The 13,366-nt window shown below is 70.4% G+C and carries 13 protein-coding genes; 6 read left to right on the forward strand and 7 right to left on the reverse strand.

Annotated features, from left to right (window positions below):
* Positions 1-322 precede the first annotated feature (322 nt).
* On the reverse strand, positions 323-1,120 hold the full coding sequence (locus ACIBJC_RS07905; RefSeq protein WP_399289348.1) for an IclR family transcriptional regulator: 798 nt from the start codon (positions 1,118-1,120) through the stop codon (positions 323-325).
* Positions 1,121-1,279: 159 nt separating this feature from the next.
* Between ACIBJC_RS07905 and ACIBJC_RS07910 the strand changes: the two genes are divergently transcribed.
* The 3 genes from ACIBJC_RS07910 to ACIBJC_RS07920 are packed head-to-tail and all read left to right on the forward strand — an operon-like array spanning position 1,280 to position 4,109.
* Positions 1,280-1,696, forward strand: a complete 417-nt coding sequence (locus ACIBJC_RS07910; protein WP_399289350.1) for a bifunctional 3-phenylpropionate/cinnamic acid dioxygenase ferredoxin subunit — start codon at positions 1,280-1,282, stop codon at positions 1,694-1,696.
* On the forward strand, positions 1,693-2,862 hold the full coding sequence (locus tag ACIBJC_RS07915) for an NAD(P)/FAD-dependent oxidoreductase (protein ID WP_399289352.1): 1,170 nt from the start codon (positions 1,693-1,695) through the stop codon (positions 2,860-2,862). Before ACIBJC_RS07910 ends, ACIBJC_RS07915 begins: the two co-directional genes overlap by 4 nt.
* A gap of 44 nt (positions 2,863-2,906) precedes the next feature.
* Complete coding sequence (locus tag ACIBJC_RS07920) at positions 2,907-4,109, forward strand: cytochrome P450 (RefSeq protein ID WP_399289354.1); 1,203 nt, start codon at positions 2,907-2,909, stop codon at positions 4,107-4,109.
* A 15-nt stretch (positions 4,110-4,124) separates the two neighbouring features.
* Here ACIBJC_RS07920 and ACIBJC_RS07925 read toward each other — a convergent pair whose 3' ends face one another.
* Entirely contained in the window at positions 4,125-4,535 is a 411-nt protein-coding gene (locus ACIBJC_RS07925; RefSeq protein ID WP_399289356.1) for an organic hydroperoxide resistance protein, read from the reverse strand.
* Between the two features lie 105 nt (positions 4,536-4,640).
* Here ACIBJC_RS07925 and ACIBJC_RS07930 point away from each other — a divergent pair, with 105 nt between their 5' ends.
* A complete protein-coding gene (locus tag ACIBJC_RS07930; protein WP_399289358.1) occupies positions 4,641-5,168 on the forward strand; it encodes a MarR family winged helix-turn-helix transcriptional regulator in 528 nt (175 codons plus the stop codon).
* 50 nt (positions 5,169-5,218) lie between these two features.
* Here ACIBJC_RS07930 and ACIBJC_RS07935 read toward each other — a convergent pair whose 3' ends face one another.
* A complete protein-coding gene (locus tag ACIBJC_RS07935) occupies positions 5,219-5,878 on the reverse strand; it encodes a TetR/AcrR family transcriptional regulator (RefSeq protein ID WP_399289360.1) in 660 nt (219 codons plus the stop codon).
* Between the two features lie 121 nt (positions 5,879-5,999).
* Between ACIBJC_RS07935 and ACIBJC_RS07940 the strand changes: the two genes are divergently transcribed.
* Both ACIBJC_RS07940 and ACIBJC_RS07945 read left to right on the forward strand, forming a co-directional pair.
* Positions 6,000-6,557, forward strand: coding sequence for an NAD(P)H-dependent oxidoreductase (locus tag ACIBJC_RS07940; RefSeq protein WP_399289362.1), 558 nt, complete (start codon positions 6,000-6,002; stop codon positions 6,555-6,557).
* Positions 6,558-6,730: 173 nt separating this feature from the next.
* Positions 6,731-8,185, forward strand: coding sequence for a glyceraldehyde-3-phosphate dehydrogenase (locus ACIBJC_RS07945; RefSeq protein ID WP_399289364.1), 1,455 nt, complete (start codon positions 6,731-6,733; stop codon positions 8,183-8,185).
* A gap of 304 nt (positions 8,186-8,489) precedes the next feature.
* Here the strand turns inward: ACIBJC_RS07945 and ACIBJC_RS07950 are convergent, their stop codons facing one another.
* The 4 genes from ACIBJC_RS07950 to ACIBJC_RS07965 all read right to left on the reverse strand — a co-directional run bounded on the left by ACIBJC_RS07950 (position 8,490) and on the right by ACIBJC_RS07965 (position 13,287).
* Entirely contained in the window at positions 8,490-8,639 is a 150-nt protein-coding gene (locus ACIBJC_RS07950; protein WP_399289366.1) for a hypothetical protein, read from the reverse strand.
* A 170-nt stretch (positions 8,640-8,809) separates the two neighbouring features.
* Positions 8,810-9,190: a winged helix-turn-helix transcriptional regulator gene (locus tag ACIBJC_RS07955; protein WP_399289368.1), complete on the reverse strand. Its 381-nt coding sequence runs from the start codon at positions 9,188-9,190 to the stop codon at positions 8,810-8,812.
* Positions 9,154-11,514: an MMPL family transporter gene (locus tag ACIBJC_RS07960; protein WP_399289370.1), complete on the reverse strand. Its 2,361-nt coding sequence runs from the start codon at positions 11,512-11,514 to the stop codon at positions 9,154-9,156. The genes ACIBJC_RS07955 and ACIBJC_RS07960 overlap by 37 nt, the downstream gene beginning before the upstream one ends.
* Before the next feature lie 45 nt (positions 11,515-11,559).
* Entirely contained in the window at positions 11,560-13,287 is a 1,728-nt protein-coding gene (locus tag ACIBJC_RS07965; RefSeq protein ID WP_399289372.1) for a glycoside hydrolase family 13 protein, read from the reverse strand.
* Positions 13,288-13,366 lie beyond the last annotated feature (79 nt).

A 13,366-nucleotide genomic window follows, 5' to 3' on the forward strand; every position in this document is an offset into this window, starting at 1 on the left:
AGGGGTGTGCGGTGTGCGCGGTTCACGAAGGGTGCGTTCACGAGGCGTGCGAGGTGTTGCGAGATGTGCGCGGCGGTGCGAGATGTGCGCGGCGGTGCGGGGGCACGGCGGGGCCGCGGCCGGACAGCGGGCACCGGCCGCACGACCCCGCCTTCTTGTTGCGCGGTGCAGTGCGTGTTGCGCTATGTGAGACATCCTGAGAACGGCGGCAGGGGGTGTCAAGGGCGCCCGGTTAATGACAGGTAAAGGCCCCCGGGGAAGCGCTGCTCACCGCTCCCGGCGCGGCGTCAGGCAAAATATGACGCCCCGTCAGATGCTGGTTTCAGGCGCTGTGGCCCATACGCCGCGACAGTTCCTGGGCCGCCTCCACCACCTTCTTGACCGTCCCCGGCAGCGAGTCGCCGGTCATCCGGTAGGCGGGCCCGGACACCCCGATCGCCCCGATGATCGATCCGTCGTGCCCCCTGACCTCGGCCCCGACCGCGTTCAGCCCGCTCTCCAGCTCCTCCGTCGCGCAGGCGTACCCCTGCTCGGCCACGGCCGCCAACTCCCCTCGCAGGACGGCCTGATCGGTGACCGTCCGCTCGGTGAAGCGGGTGGGCGGGTCCGCGAGCAGCGCCTCACGCCGCTCCTTCGGGAGATGGGCCATCAGCACCTTGCCGGTGGCCGTCGCGTGCAGCGCGAAGCGCCGCCCCAGCCAGTTGTGCGCGGTGACGGAGGCGGGTCCGCGCGCCTGCATGATGTTGACCGCCGCGTCACTGTCCAGGATCGCGATGTTGGCCGTCTCGCCGGTCTCCTCCGCCAGCGTCCTGATGACCCCGACACCCTCCTGGGAGATGTCCAGCCGCAGCGCCGCCGCGCCGGCCAGGCGCAGGACGCCGGCGCCGAGGTAGTACTTCCCGCGGTCCTTCTCCTGGCCGACCAGTCCCCGGTTCTCCAACACCCCGAGCAGCCGGAACGCGGTCGACTTGTGAACGCCCAACTCGTCGGCGATGTCGGTGACTCCGGCCTCGCCGTGCTGGGCGAGGATCTCCAGCACGCTCACCGCCCGGTCGACCGACTGAACGGACCCCGAAGGACCCCGCTTTCCCTCGTTCGTCTCTTCAGTTGTGTCCGCCATGTTTCCGATCCCATCCACCGGCGCTCCGATCCGGCCGTCGTCTTCGGGAAGTTCTGGAAGCCCTTGACGGCCGGGCGTTGGGCCAGGATTCTGTTGCGCATCGCGCCTCGCGATGCGTCATGAACAACCGTACGATATTGATTCGCGTGAGGGGGGCCTGTGATTCCCGTCTGCCGCTGTGAAGATCTGCCTGAGGGCGAAGCCATACGCATCGATACGGAACCACCCATCGCCGTGTTCCACACCGAGGGTGGGTTCTACGCGATCGACGACACCTGCACGCACCAGGATGCCTCCCTTTCCGAGGGCTGGGTCGAGAACTGCCAGGTCGAATGTCCGCTGCACGCCGCCTCGTTCGATCTGCGCACCGGCGCGCCGAGTTGCCTGCCCGCGCGCAGGCCCGTCCGAACCCACCGGGTCGAGATCGTCGACGGTGTCGTCTGCGTGCTGCCGACCGTGCCCGCCGTGCCGGCCGCGTCCGCGGTGCCCGCCGTGCCGGCCCCCGTCGCCGTCCCGGCCGGTGTCGCGGTTCCGCCGGCCGTGGCCGTCGCCGCGGCCGAGGGCAGCGTCGTATGAGGTCGGTCGCCGTGATCGGCGGCTCGCTCTCCGGGCTCCACGCCGTACGGGCGCTGCGCGACCAGGGGTACGACGGGCGGATCACCGTGATCGGCGAGGAGACCCACCTGCCCTACGACCGCCCTCCGCTCTCCAAACGGTTCCTCACCGAGGAGAAGGAGCCCGCCCCCGAGGCGCTGCTCGAACCGGAGGACGAGGACGCGCTCGACGTCGAGTGGATCCTCGGCGAGCGCGCCGCGCACCTCGACCCACGGACGCGGGAGGTCACCCTGGCCGGTGGGCGCCCGGTCAGGGCCGACGGCTTCGTCCTCGCCACCGGCGCCGCCGCGCGTACCCTCCCCGGCTCGACGGGGCGGCCACCGCGAGGCGTTCACACCCTGCGCACCCTCGACGACGCCATGGCACTGCGCGCCGATCTGCACGCGGGACCACGCCGGGTGGTGGTGATCGGCGCGGGCTTCATCGGCGCCGAAGTCGCCTCCTCCTGCCGGGGACTCGGCCATGACGTCACCGTGGTCGAGGCGGCTGCGATGCCGCTCCTGCCCCAGCTCGGCGCGGAGATGGCGGCGGCGCTCGCCGCCCTGCACGGCCTGCGCGGTACGCGACTGCTGTGCGGCGCGGGGGTGGTGGCGCTGCGCGGCCGTACCCGGGTGGAGTCCGTGGAACTGGCCGACGGGCGCACCCTCCCGGCCGAGGTGGTGGTCGTCGGCATCGGTGTCATACCGCGCACCGACTGGCTGGCCGGCTCCGGGCTCGCCGTGGACGACGGTGTGCTCTGCGACGCGGGGTGCGCGACCGGCGCGCCGCATGTCGTCGCCGTCGGCGACGTCGCCCGGGTCCACCGGCCGGAACTGGGCGCCCATGTACGGGCCGAACACTGGACCAGCGCCGTCGAGCAGCCCGCCGTGGCCGTCCGTAACCTCCTCGCGGGGCGCACCGTCGACACGTACACGGGGCGGCCCTACTTCTGGTCCGACCAGTACGGCGTACGCGTACAGTTCGCCGGCCGCCGCGCGCCGACCGACACCGTACGCGTCCTGGAGGGCGAACCGGCGCGGGGCGACTTCCTCGCGGTGTACGAACGCGACGGCAGACCCACGGCCGTCCTCTCCGCGAACCGGCCCCGTCCCTTCACCCGGCTGCGCCGCGCACTCGCCCGCGCGTGAGGCCGTCCCTGGTGCCCGGCCGCCGCCGCGGATACGGTCCTGGGATGCCGGACTTCGACCCTGGGTCTCCCGCGTTCCTCGCCGACCCGTACCCCGCCTACGCCGAGCTGCGGGCCCGCGGCCGGGCCCACTACTACGAGCCGACCGACCAGTGGCTCGTCCCGCACCACGCGGACGTGTCGGCGCTGCTGCGCGACCGGCGGCTGGGCCGCTCCTACGGACACCGCTTCACGCACGAGGAGTTCGGACGGAACCCGCCGCCGGCCGGACACGAACCGTTCCACGAACTGAACGACCAGGGGATGCTGGAGCTGGAGCCCCCGGACCACACCCGGATCCGGCGACTGGTGTCGAAGGCGTTCACCCCGCGCACGGTCGACCAACTCGCCCCGTACGTACGGCGGCTCGCCCGGGACCTGGTGGAGCGGCTGGTGGCGGAGGGCGGCGGTGATCTGCTGACGGCCGTCGCGGAGCCGCTGCCCGTCGCGGTCATCGCGGAGATGCTGGGCGTGCCCGAGGCGGACCGGCCGCTGCTGCGGCCGTGGTCGGCGGCGATCTGCGGGATGTACGAGCTGAATCCGCCGGAGGAGACGGCCCGCCGCGCGGTCACCGCCTCGCTGGAGTTCTCCGCGTATCTGCGGGAACTCATCGCGGCACGCCGGGAGAAGCCCGGCGGCGATCTGATCTCGGGTCTCATCACGGCCCACGACGACGGCGAGAAGCTGACCGAGGCCGAGATGGTCGCGACCTGCGCGCTGCTGCTGAACGCCGGACACGAGGCGACGGTGAACGCCACGGTCAACGGCTGGCACGCGCTGTTCCGCGACCCCGGCCAGCTCGCGGCGCTCCGCGCGGACCGAACCCTGCTGCCCACGGCGGTGGAGGAGTTGATGCGGTACGACACACCGCTCCAGCTCTTCGAGCGGTGGGTGCTCGACGAGATCGAGATCGGTACCACCACCGTGCCGCGCGGCGCCGAGGTCGCGCTGCTCTTCGGCTCGGCCAACCACGACCCGGCGGCCTTCGCCGCCCCGGAGACCCTGGACCTCTCCCGCGCGGACAACCCGCACATCTCCTTCAGCGCGGGCATCCACTACTGCATCGGCGCCCCGCTGGCCCGTGTCGAACTGGCGGCCTCGCTCTCCGCACTGCTCGACCTGGCCCCCGGCCTGCGCCCGGCGGGGGAGCCGGTGCGCAAGCCGAACTTCGTGATCCGGGGGCTGGAAGGACTGCCGGTCACGGTGTGAGGGGGCGGCTTTCGACTACTCGACGACGAGCTCGACCGGGATGTTGCCCCGGGTCGCCTTGGAGTAGGGGCAGACCTCGTGGGCCTGCTTGACCAGGACCTCACCGGTCTCGCCCGCGAGCGACTCGGGCAGCTCGACCCGCAGGGTGACGGCGAGGCCGAAGCTCGTCCCGTCCTTGCCGATGCCGACCTCGGCGGTCACCGACACGTCACTCGTGTCGACCTTCGCCTTGCTGCCGACCAGCCCCAGCGCACTGGCGAAGCAGGCGGCGTAGCCCGCGGCGAAGAGCTGTTCCGGGTTGGTGCCCTCGCCGTTGCCTCCCAGTGCGGGCGGCATGGCCAGCGGGAGGTCCAGGCGGCCGTCGGAGCTGACCGCACGTCCCTCCCGGCCGTTGGCGGTCGCCACAGCGGTGTACAGCGCGTCCATCGAAACCATCCCTCTCGTCGTCGGCGGCCCGGTGTGCCGCCGCCACCATTAGAGTACACAATTCAGTTGTGCACAATCTGATGGCGTGGCCGGTATCCTGAACCCATGACCGTGACGCCGACGCCGAGCCCTTCCGCGTCCGACGGGGACTTCCTCCGTCTGGACCGGCAGATCTGCTTCTCGCTGAACGCCGCCTCGCGCGCCTTCGGCGGCCTCTACCGGGTACTGCTGAAGGACCTCGGGCTCACCTACCCGCAATACCTGGTCATGCTTGTGCTGTGGGAGCACGGCACGCTCCCGGTCAAGGAGCTGGGCGCGTATCTGCGGCTCGACTCCGGCACGCTGTCCCCCCTGCTCAAACGGATGGAGGGCGCCGGGCTCGTCCGGCGCGAACGCGACATCCGTGACGAGCGCTCGGTACGGGTCCACCTCACGGAGCGGGGCGCGGCCCTGCGGGAGGACGCGCTGGGCGTGCCGCGCAGGATCGCCGCGGCCACCGGCTTCGACCTCGACGAGATCGACGGCCTGCGCTCCCGGCTGGACCGGCTCACCCGCGCGCTGGACGCCGCGGAGCTCGACGAAGGGCCGGGGTGCGATACGGAGCCGGGGGACCGGGGCGCCTCCCGCGCCTGAGTGCTGAAGCCCGCGGTCGCCCGAGCCGTACGCGCACGGTCGCCCGAGCCTTACGCGCGCGGCCCCCGGCCCGGTACCGCGAGCGCCGCCCTGTCGACCAGCTCCCGCCAGCCCTCCTCGATCCTGGCCCGCGGGAGCCCCCGCCGGACATGGAGATGGTGGAGCAGCGCCGTGTCGAGATATCCGAGGAGCGCGTGGGTGAGCACCTCGATGTCCCCGCTCGCCCCCGCCTGACGCAGCAGCGTGCTCACGTGCGTCGCCCTGACCACCGAGGCGGGGATGAGATGGCGCCGCTCGACGCAGGGTTCGGCGGCGAGGTAGAGGTCCAGGTGGTCGAGGGTGTGGCGGATCGTGCTCGTGCCGAACGCGGCCAGCCGCTCGGGCGCCGCCGCGCCCGGTCCGAGCGGGGGAGGTCCGGTCAGGAACGCGCGCTGGTACTCCTGCTCGGCGTGGTCGACCAGCGCCAGCATGAGTCCCTCGCGGTCCCCGAAGCGCCGGAACAGTGTGCCCTTGCCCACGTGGGCGGCCGAGGCCACCGCCTCCATGGTCACGTTCCTCGCGCCCAGCTCGCGCACGAGGGAGGCGGCGGCGTCGAGCAGGCGGGCCCGGTTGTGCGCGGCGTCCGAGCGTTCTCGGGGGGGCTGGCCCAGGACGGGCAGTTCCCGCAGTCCTGGTGATCGTCTCTCCGGAGGGGCGCTGTGCGCATTCATGAACCTCACTTTAACGGGGAGACGAGGAAAGTGGACCCTGGTCCGCTTGGAGTGTTAAATGACAGAGACGAAGCGGACCTCGGTCCGCTTCGAGATTCCTCACCACCCTCAGGAGCTCATCATGTCTGTACGTGTCCTCGCTCTCGTCGGCAGCCTGCGCGCCGGTTCACACAACCGTCAGCTCGCCCAGGCGGCCGTCAAGCACGCCCCCGAGGGCGTCGAGGTCGTCCTCTTCGACAGTCTCGGAGAGGTCCCCTTCTACAACGAGGACATCGACGTCGAGGGTGCTGTCCCCGCCGGTGCCGCCGCCCTGCGTGAGGTCGCCGGCCAGGCGGACGCGTTCCTGCTGTTCTCGCCCGAGTACAACGGCACCATCCCCGCCGTGCTGAAGAACGCCATCGACTGGCTGTCCCGTCCCTACGGCGCCGGTGCGCTGGTCGGTAAGCCGGCCGCCGTCGTCGGCACCGCCTTCGGTCAGTTCGGCGGCGTCTGGGCCCAGGACGAGACCCGCAAGGCCGTCGGTATCGCGGGCGGCGCGGTTCTGGCCGACGCCAAGTTCTCCATCCCCGGCTCCGTGACCCGCTTCGCCGAGCTGCACCCCCAGGACGACGCCGAGGTCGCCGAGCAGCTCCCCGCGATCCTGACCCAGCTCGCCACCGCCACCGCCGTGGCCGCCTGACCTGACTCCTCGGCGCCCGCGCTGCCCCGCACCGGATCCCGGCGCGGGGCAGCGTCGTATGCCCGGAAGGCGCGCGGGCGCGGCTGCCCGCGCCGGCCCGGATGACACCGTTCGAATGGTCGAACGAAGGGTGGGTTAACATATGAGCGCCGCCTAGCTCGAAAGATGTGCCTGTGACTCTCCATGAGGACTCGTTCACCAACTGGAACAACCGCGAGAGGATCGCGGAGTCGATGATCCCGACCATCGGGAAGCTGCACCGCGAGCGGGACGTCACCGTCCTGCTGCACAGCCGCTCCCTGGTGAACAAGTCGGTCGTCAGCATCCTCAAGACCCACCGGTTCGCCCGCCAGATCGCCGGTGAGGAACTCTCGGTCACCGAGACGCTGCCGTTCCTGGAAGCGCTCACCACGCTCGATCTCGGCCCGTCCCAGATCGACATCGGCATGCTCGCCGCGACGTACCGGACCGACGACCGCGGTCTCTCGGTGGCGGAGTTCACCGCCGAGGCCGTCGCCGGTGCCACGGGCGCCAACAAGATCGAGCGCCGCGCGTCACGCGATGTCGTCCTCTACGGGTTCGGCCGCATCGGCCGTCTCCTCGCCCGCCTGCTCATCGAGAAGGCCGGCTCCGGCAACGGCCTGCGACTGCGCGCCGTCGTCGTCCGCAAGGGCTCCGGCCAAGCGGCCGAGGACCTCGTCAAGCGCGCCTCCCTGCTGCGCCGTGACTCCATCCACGGCCAGTTCCAGGGCACGATCAGCGTCGACGAGGCCAACAGCAGGATCATCGCCAACGGCAACGAGATCAAGGTGATCTACTCCGACGACCCGACGTCGGTGGACTACACGGCGTACGGCATCAAGGACGCCATCCTCATCGACAACACCGGCAAGTGGCGCGACCGCGAGGGCCTGTCGAAGCACCTCCGCCCCGGCATCGCCAAGGTCGTCCTGACCGCACCGGGCAAGGGCGACGTCCCCAACATCGTCCACGGTGTCAACCACGACACCGTCAAGGACGACGAGCGGATCCTGTCCTGCGCGTCCTGCACCACCAACGCGATCGTCCCGCCGCTGAAGGCGATGGCGGACGAGTACGGCGTCCTGCGCGGCCACGTGGAGACCGTCCACTCGTTCACCAACGACCAGAACCTGCTGGACAACTACCACGGGTCCGACCGCCGGGGCCGCTCGGCGGCGCTCAACATGGTCATCACCGAGACCGGCGCCGCCTCCGCCGTCGCCAAGGCGCTCCCCGACCTCAAGGCGACCATCACCGGCAGCTCGATCCGGGTCCCGGTGCCGGACGTCTCCATCGCGATCCTCAGCCTGCGGCTCGCCCGCGAGACCACCCGCGAGGAGGTGCTCGACCACCTCCGCGACGTATCGCTGACCTCGCCGCTCAAGCGCCAGATCGACTTCATCAGCGCCCCCGACGCGGTCTCCAGCGACTTCATAGGCTCGCGCCACGCCTCGATCGTCGACGCCGGCGCCACCAAGGTCGACGGCGACAACGCGATCCTCTACCTCTGGTACGACAACGAGTTCGGCTACTCCTGCCAGGTCATCCGGGTCGTCCAGCACGTCTCCGGGGTCGAGTACCCGACCTACCCGGCGCCGGCGGCCTGATCACGGGGTGCAGGTTCCGCGACTTGATGGACAATGCCCCTGCCAAATGGGCAACGGATGGGCAATTTCGCGGTTCCGCGGGCACTGGTCGCGCTCAGTAATGACGGTTCTCTGTATGGCCGTTAAGAGTCCAGCGCGACCCCGGCGTGAAGAATGCGCCGGCCATGGCGTCGATCCGGTACGACGACGCGTAGGTGCGGGAGATCCTCTTCCGCGAGCTGCGGTTGGCGGACTTCACCGCGTCCGGCCGTGGCGGAGTTCTCGCTCCGTCCACGGCCGGACGCACCACTCGGGACGTTACGCATCAGCGACGATGGCCGGGCCCGATGTGCACGAGAGCCGACTGGAGCTGGCCCGACTGCTCCTGGCCGACATGGATCCCGCAGTACGCGGAATCTACGCTCAGCCGTGCCGTCTGACTGCCCGCGTCGGACAGCGCGTGCGTCGGCTCCACCGGGCACCCCTGCCTCCCAGATCACATCCGGAGGCAGCACAACGGTGTCGGGGCACTGGGTCGGGCTGTGGGGGACGGCGGCGCGTTCGTGCGCGGAGGGCGGCGGCCGGCTCCTGTCCCGCCCTCGTCCGGGTGCCGGACGTCCGACGAAGCGATACGGGCCGGGGCACTCAGGGGCCTGCGCCCGCAGGGTGCCCCGCGCCGTACGCGGCGCGGGGCACCTCGATGGCCGTGAGGTTCTCCCCGGTCCAGTCGACCACCCGGTAGAGGATTGCGTGCAGGTCACGGCCCCGCCCAGTCGGGGCGTACTCGGCACAGGGCCGGACGGTCGGGCGCACTGTGCGGCTCACCAGGCCGTCTCGTTCCGCAGCACGCGCGGACAGATCATCGACTCGGTCGTGGGTGCTCCCCCGAGCAGATCCCTGCAGCGGGCCCCAGCCTCGCGAAGTTGTTACACCGCTCCTTCGTTTGACAGACCCCCACGGCTCGCCGTGCAGCCGGGCGACGTGACCAACTAACGCTCTCGACCAGCCGGTTTCCTCGTGGACCACGCATCGGGGTGCTGCTCGCGGAGGTTCTCGGGTGAGGGTGCCGACCTGGTGTTGAAGCCCTGGTCGGTCGGTGTGCGTGAGGCGAGGCGTGTGGTGAGGGCCTCGCCCTCGATGTCCAGGGTGGGCACGACCCTGTTCATCCCGCGGGGCATCCACCAGATGCGCCGACCGATGATGAGCATGGCGGCGGGAACGATGAGCATGCGCACCAGGAAGGCGTCGACGAGGACGCCGATGGCGAGGGCGAAACCGACGGTTTTGAGGATGATGTCGTCGGTGAGGGTGAAGCCTGCGAATACGCCGACCATGATGAGGGCGGCGGCGGCCACGACACGGGCGCTGTGGGTGAACCCCTCGATGACCGCCTGACGCGCTGGTGTGCCGCGCATGTAGGCCTCTCGCATCCGGGTGACGAGGAAGACCTCGTAGTCCATCGCCAGGCCGAACAGGATGCCGGTGAGCAGGATCGGCAGCAGGAACAGCACCGGGCTGGTGGTGTCCAGCCCGACGAATTCGTTGAGCCAGCCCCATTGGAAGACCGCGACGGTCGCACCGAGGGAGACGCCGACGGAGAACAAGAAGCCGAGTGCGGCCTTGATCGGAACCCAGACGGAGCGGAACACCGCGATGAGCAGGATGACAGCCAGCCCCACCACGACGGCGAGGTAGAGCGGGAACACCTCGGTCAGCTCGTTGGAGATGTCGACGTCGACCGCGGTGAGGCCGGTGACCAGTGCGCGGGCTCCGCTGTGGTCGGGCAGGTCCGACAGCGTGTCCCGGATGTCTGCGACGACAGCCTTGGTGGACTGGTGAGACGGTCCGAAGCGGGGTATCACCGTGAGCGTCGCGAACTGCGCCGTGTCGAGTTGCTGTGCGTGGGCACGCCGCGCCTGCGGGCTGTCGCCGGTGACGGCCGGGATGACGCCGGCGATGTGGGAGTCGTCCCGGGCGGCCAGTTTGCGCAGCCTCTCGGTGGCGGTGGCGACCGCGGCGGCCGGGGCCGGGGCCCCCTTCGTGTCGATGACGATGAGCAGTGGCCCGTTTGCTCCGGCGCCGAAGTTCTCGGCGATGAGGTCATAGGCGACGCGTACGTCGCTGCCCGCGGGCTTGGTGTTGTCGCCGGGCAGCGCGAGTTGCAGGGAGGCTACGGGGATGGAGGCCACGGTGGCGGCCGCGATCCCCGCCACGAGCGCGGGCCAGCGGAACCGGGCAAGGCTCTCGACCCAGCGACGTCCGAGGGTGCGTGGCTCCCCGGGGTTGCCGTGGGCGCCGGTCTCTGTGGCGTCGGTGGTGGTGTGCTTCTTCGGGGAGCGAAGACTCGGCTTCGTGGCGCGAGCGCCGGCGAAACCGAGCAGTGCGGGCAGCAGGGTGAGCGCGATGAGCACGGAGATGGCGACGGTGAACGCTCCGCCCAGGCCCATCTCGGTGAGGAATCCGATGCCGCACACGGCGAGGCCAGCGAGGGCGATGACGACCGTGAGGCCGGCGAAGACCACGGCTGAGCCCGCGGTGCCCACGGCGCGGCCTGCCGCCTCCTCCAGCGGACGGCCCTGGCGTACCTCGGCCTGGTAGCGGGACAGGATGAACAGTGCGTAGTCGATGCCGACCGCCAGCCCGAGCATCGTGCCGAGCGCGGGGGTCGTGGTGCTGAGCCCGACGAACCCGGTCAGGATGGCGATGGCGCTCATACCGATGCCGACGCCGACCAGCGCGGTCAGCAGCGGCATCCCGGCCGCGACGAGCGACCCGAAGGTGAGGGCCAGCACCCCGAAGGCGATGGCGACGCCCATCAGTTCGGCGAGGGCGCCGTCCATCTCCACGCCGAGCACGTCTCCGCCGATGGTGGCCGTCAGCCCCCCTTCCGCGGCGAGGTCGCGGGCGGCTTCGAGGGCCTCCCTGTCCGCCTGGGACAGATCGACAGCGCTTTGGGTGTAGCCGACCGAGGCGTAGCCGGTACGCCCGTCCTCGGAGATCGTCTCCCCGGTGAACGGGTCGAGGATCGACACGACGTCCTTCGTCCTCAGTTCCGCGAGCGCGTCGGTCACGGTCTGCTTGTGGGCCGGGTCCGCCAGCGACTCGCCGTCCGGTGCCTGGAACACCACCCTCGCAGCCGCGCCTTCAGGAGCGGCTCCGGGATCGCGGTCCTTGATCAGGTCGAACGCCCGCGTCGATTCGATGCCGGACAACTCGAAGTTGTCATTCGTCTTGCCCGACAGGGTCGCCGCTCCGACGGCGACCGTGAGGAGCAGCAGGAACCAGATTCCCGCCACGGTCCGTCGGCGTCGGAACGACCAGCGTCCGAGTTTGAACAACTGCCATGCCATGTCCATTCCTCCTGCGTGTCTGTGATCGGTTCTCGGTGTGCGTGCTCACTTGGCTCCGACGGACGAGTGCAGTACCCACGCGGTCGCCTCGGCGGCGAGCGGCTCGTTCACGTCGCGGCGATCAGAGCGCAGGACGACACGTCCGGGCGGAAGCGCGACCGGCCCCGTGCCGAAGTTGGTCACCGAGGTCCAGCCGTTGGGGCGGCGGAAGGCGACGATGCCGGGCCCGAGTTCGAGCCATCGCAGTAGCTCCTCGCTCTGGAGCGTGCGCCTCAGGCCGAGCGCTTCGCGGTAGAGGGAGAGCGTCGATGAGGGGTCGTCCTGCTGCGTCTCGACGGAGTAAGAACCGAACCAGTCGGGCTGCGGCAGGTGCGCGTCCGCGGCACCGAATCCGAAGGAGACGCCACCGGTGGTCCAGGGCAGCGGCACCCGGCATCCGTCACGACCCGCGGTCATTACACCGTTCTCGACCACCGCCCACGGGTCCTGCACCTGGTCGGCGGGGATGCCGGTCACCTCGGGCAGGCCGAGTTCTTCGCCCTGGTACATGTACGTGCTGCCCGGCAGTGCGAGAGCGAGCATGATCGCGGCCTCGGCCCGTGCGAGTCCGCGCCCCGGGAGTGCTCGGCCGGCACCGTCGGCGCCCGTGGTGCCGGGCTCCACCGGCTCGCCGGGCGGCGGGGCGAACCGCGAGGCGTGGCGGACGACATCGTGGTTGGAGAAGACCCATGTGCTCGTCGTGTCGTGCTCGGACGCGAGTTCGACGTTGCGCTGGATGATGTCGCGGAAGGCCGCGGCGTCCCACGGAGCGTGCAGCAAATCGAAGTTGAACGCCTGGCCGAGCGATTCCCTGTTCGCATAGCGTCCGCGGCGGTGGGGCGCGACCCACGCCTCGGCGACCGCGAACAGGGGCGGTTCGTAGCTGTTGAAGACCTGTCGCCAGCCGGTGTAGATCTCGGTGAGTTCGTCGCGGTCGACCAGAGGGTGCTTGCCGTCCCCGAACGGGTTGTCGGCGCCCAGCGCGAGGAGCAGAAAGTCTCCCGCCTGCTCCCACGGGGGAAAGGGCTCGCTCATGTCCTTGGCCAGTCCCATGGCAACGTCGACGCGGAAGCCGTCGACTCCGCGATCGCCCCAGAAGCGGAGCGTGGTGAGGAAGTCGTCGCGCACTTCCTGGTTCGCCCAGTTCCAGTCGGGTTGGTGGGTCGAGAAGAGGTGCAGGTACCACTGGCCGGGTGTGCCGTCGGCCTCGGTCACGCGCGTCCAGGCGGGGCCGCCGAACATGGCCTGCCAGTCGTTGGGCGGCAGTTCGCCGTTCTCGCCCGCTCCGTCGCGGAACAGGTACCGGTCGCGCTCGCGTGATCCGGGTGTCGAGGCGAGTGCGGCGCGGAACCACTCGTGCCGGTCGGAGCTGTGGTTGGGCACCAGGTCGACGATGACCTTGATCTCGCGTTCGTGGAGTGCGGCCACGAGCGCGCCGAACTCGGCGAGTGTGCCGATCGACGGATCGATGTCCCGGTAGTCGTCCACGTCGTACCCGCCGTCTGTGAGCGCCGACGGGTAGAACGGGCTGAACCAGACGGCGTCCACCTTGAGGGCCGCGATGTGGTCGACCCGTGAGAGGACGCCCGCGAGGTCTCCGACGCCGTCGCCGTTCCGGTCGCAGTAGCTCCGCGGGTAGATCTGGTAGACCGCCGCCTGCCTCCACCAGTCGGGGTTCTTCATGCGGAGAGTTCGGCCGGCCGCGCCGACGGTCGTCCCTTCGATGGCGTCCATCTGCTCACTTCCCTTGCACGTCGGGGTGGCGATGTGATCCATCGCTGAGCAGACTGTACCCTTAAAATATCCGGGTGGA

The organism is Streptomyces sp. NPDC050509 (genome assembly GCF_044457965.1).
Taxonomy (GTDB): domain Bacteria; phylum Actinomycetota; class Actinomycetes; order Streptomycetales; family Streptomycetaceae; genus Streptomyces.

What these genes read in the sequence shown, in the direction of transcription:
- ACIBJC_RS07905 (WP_399289348.1), bottom strand. Translation starts at nt 1,120, where the DNA reads ATGGCGGACACAACTGAAGAGACGAACGAGGGAAAGCGGGGTCCTTCG.
- ACIBJC_RS07915 (WP_399289352.1), top strand. Translation starts at nt 1,693, where the DNA reads ATGAGGTCGGTCGCCGTGATCGGCGGCTCGCTCTCCGGGCTCCACGCC.
- ACIBJC_RS07920 (WP_399289354.1), top strand. Translation starts at nt 2,907, where the DNA reads ATGCCGGACTTCGACCCTGGGTCTCCCGCGTTCCTCGCCGACCCGTAC.
- ACIBJC_RS07925 (WP_399289356.1), bottom strand. Translation starts at nt 4,535, where the DNA reads ATGGACGCGCTGTACACCGCTGTGGCGACCGCCAACGGCCGGGAGGGA.
- ACIBJC_RS07930 (WP_399289358.1), top strand. Translation starts at nt 4,641, where the DNA reads ATGACCGTGACGCCGACGCCGAGCCCTTCCGCGTCCGACGGGGACTTC.
- ACIBJC_RS07935 (WP_399289360.1), bottom strand. Translation starts at nt 5,878, where the DNA reads ATGAATGCGCACAGCGCCCCTCCGGAGAGACGATCACCAGGACTGCGG.
- ACIBJC_RS07940 (WP_399289362.1), top strand. Translation starts at nt 6,000, where the DNA reads ATGTCTGTACGTGTCCTCGCTCTCGTCGGCAGCCTGCGCGCCGGTTCA.
- ACIBJC_RS07960 (WP_399289370.1), bottom strand. Translation starts at nt 11,514, where the DNA reads ATGGCATGGCAGTTGTTCAAACTCGGACGCTGGTCGTTCCGACGCCGA.
- ACIBJC_RS07965 (WP_399289372.1), bottom strand. Translation starts at nt 13,287, where the DNA reads ATGGACGCCATCGAAGGGACGACCGTCGGCGCGGCCGGCCGAACTCTC.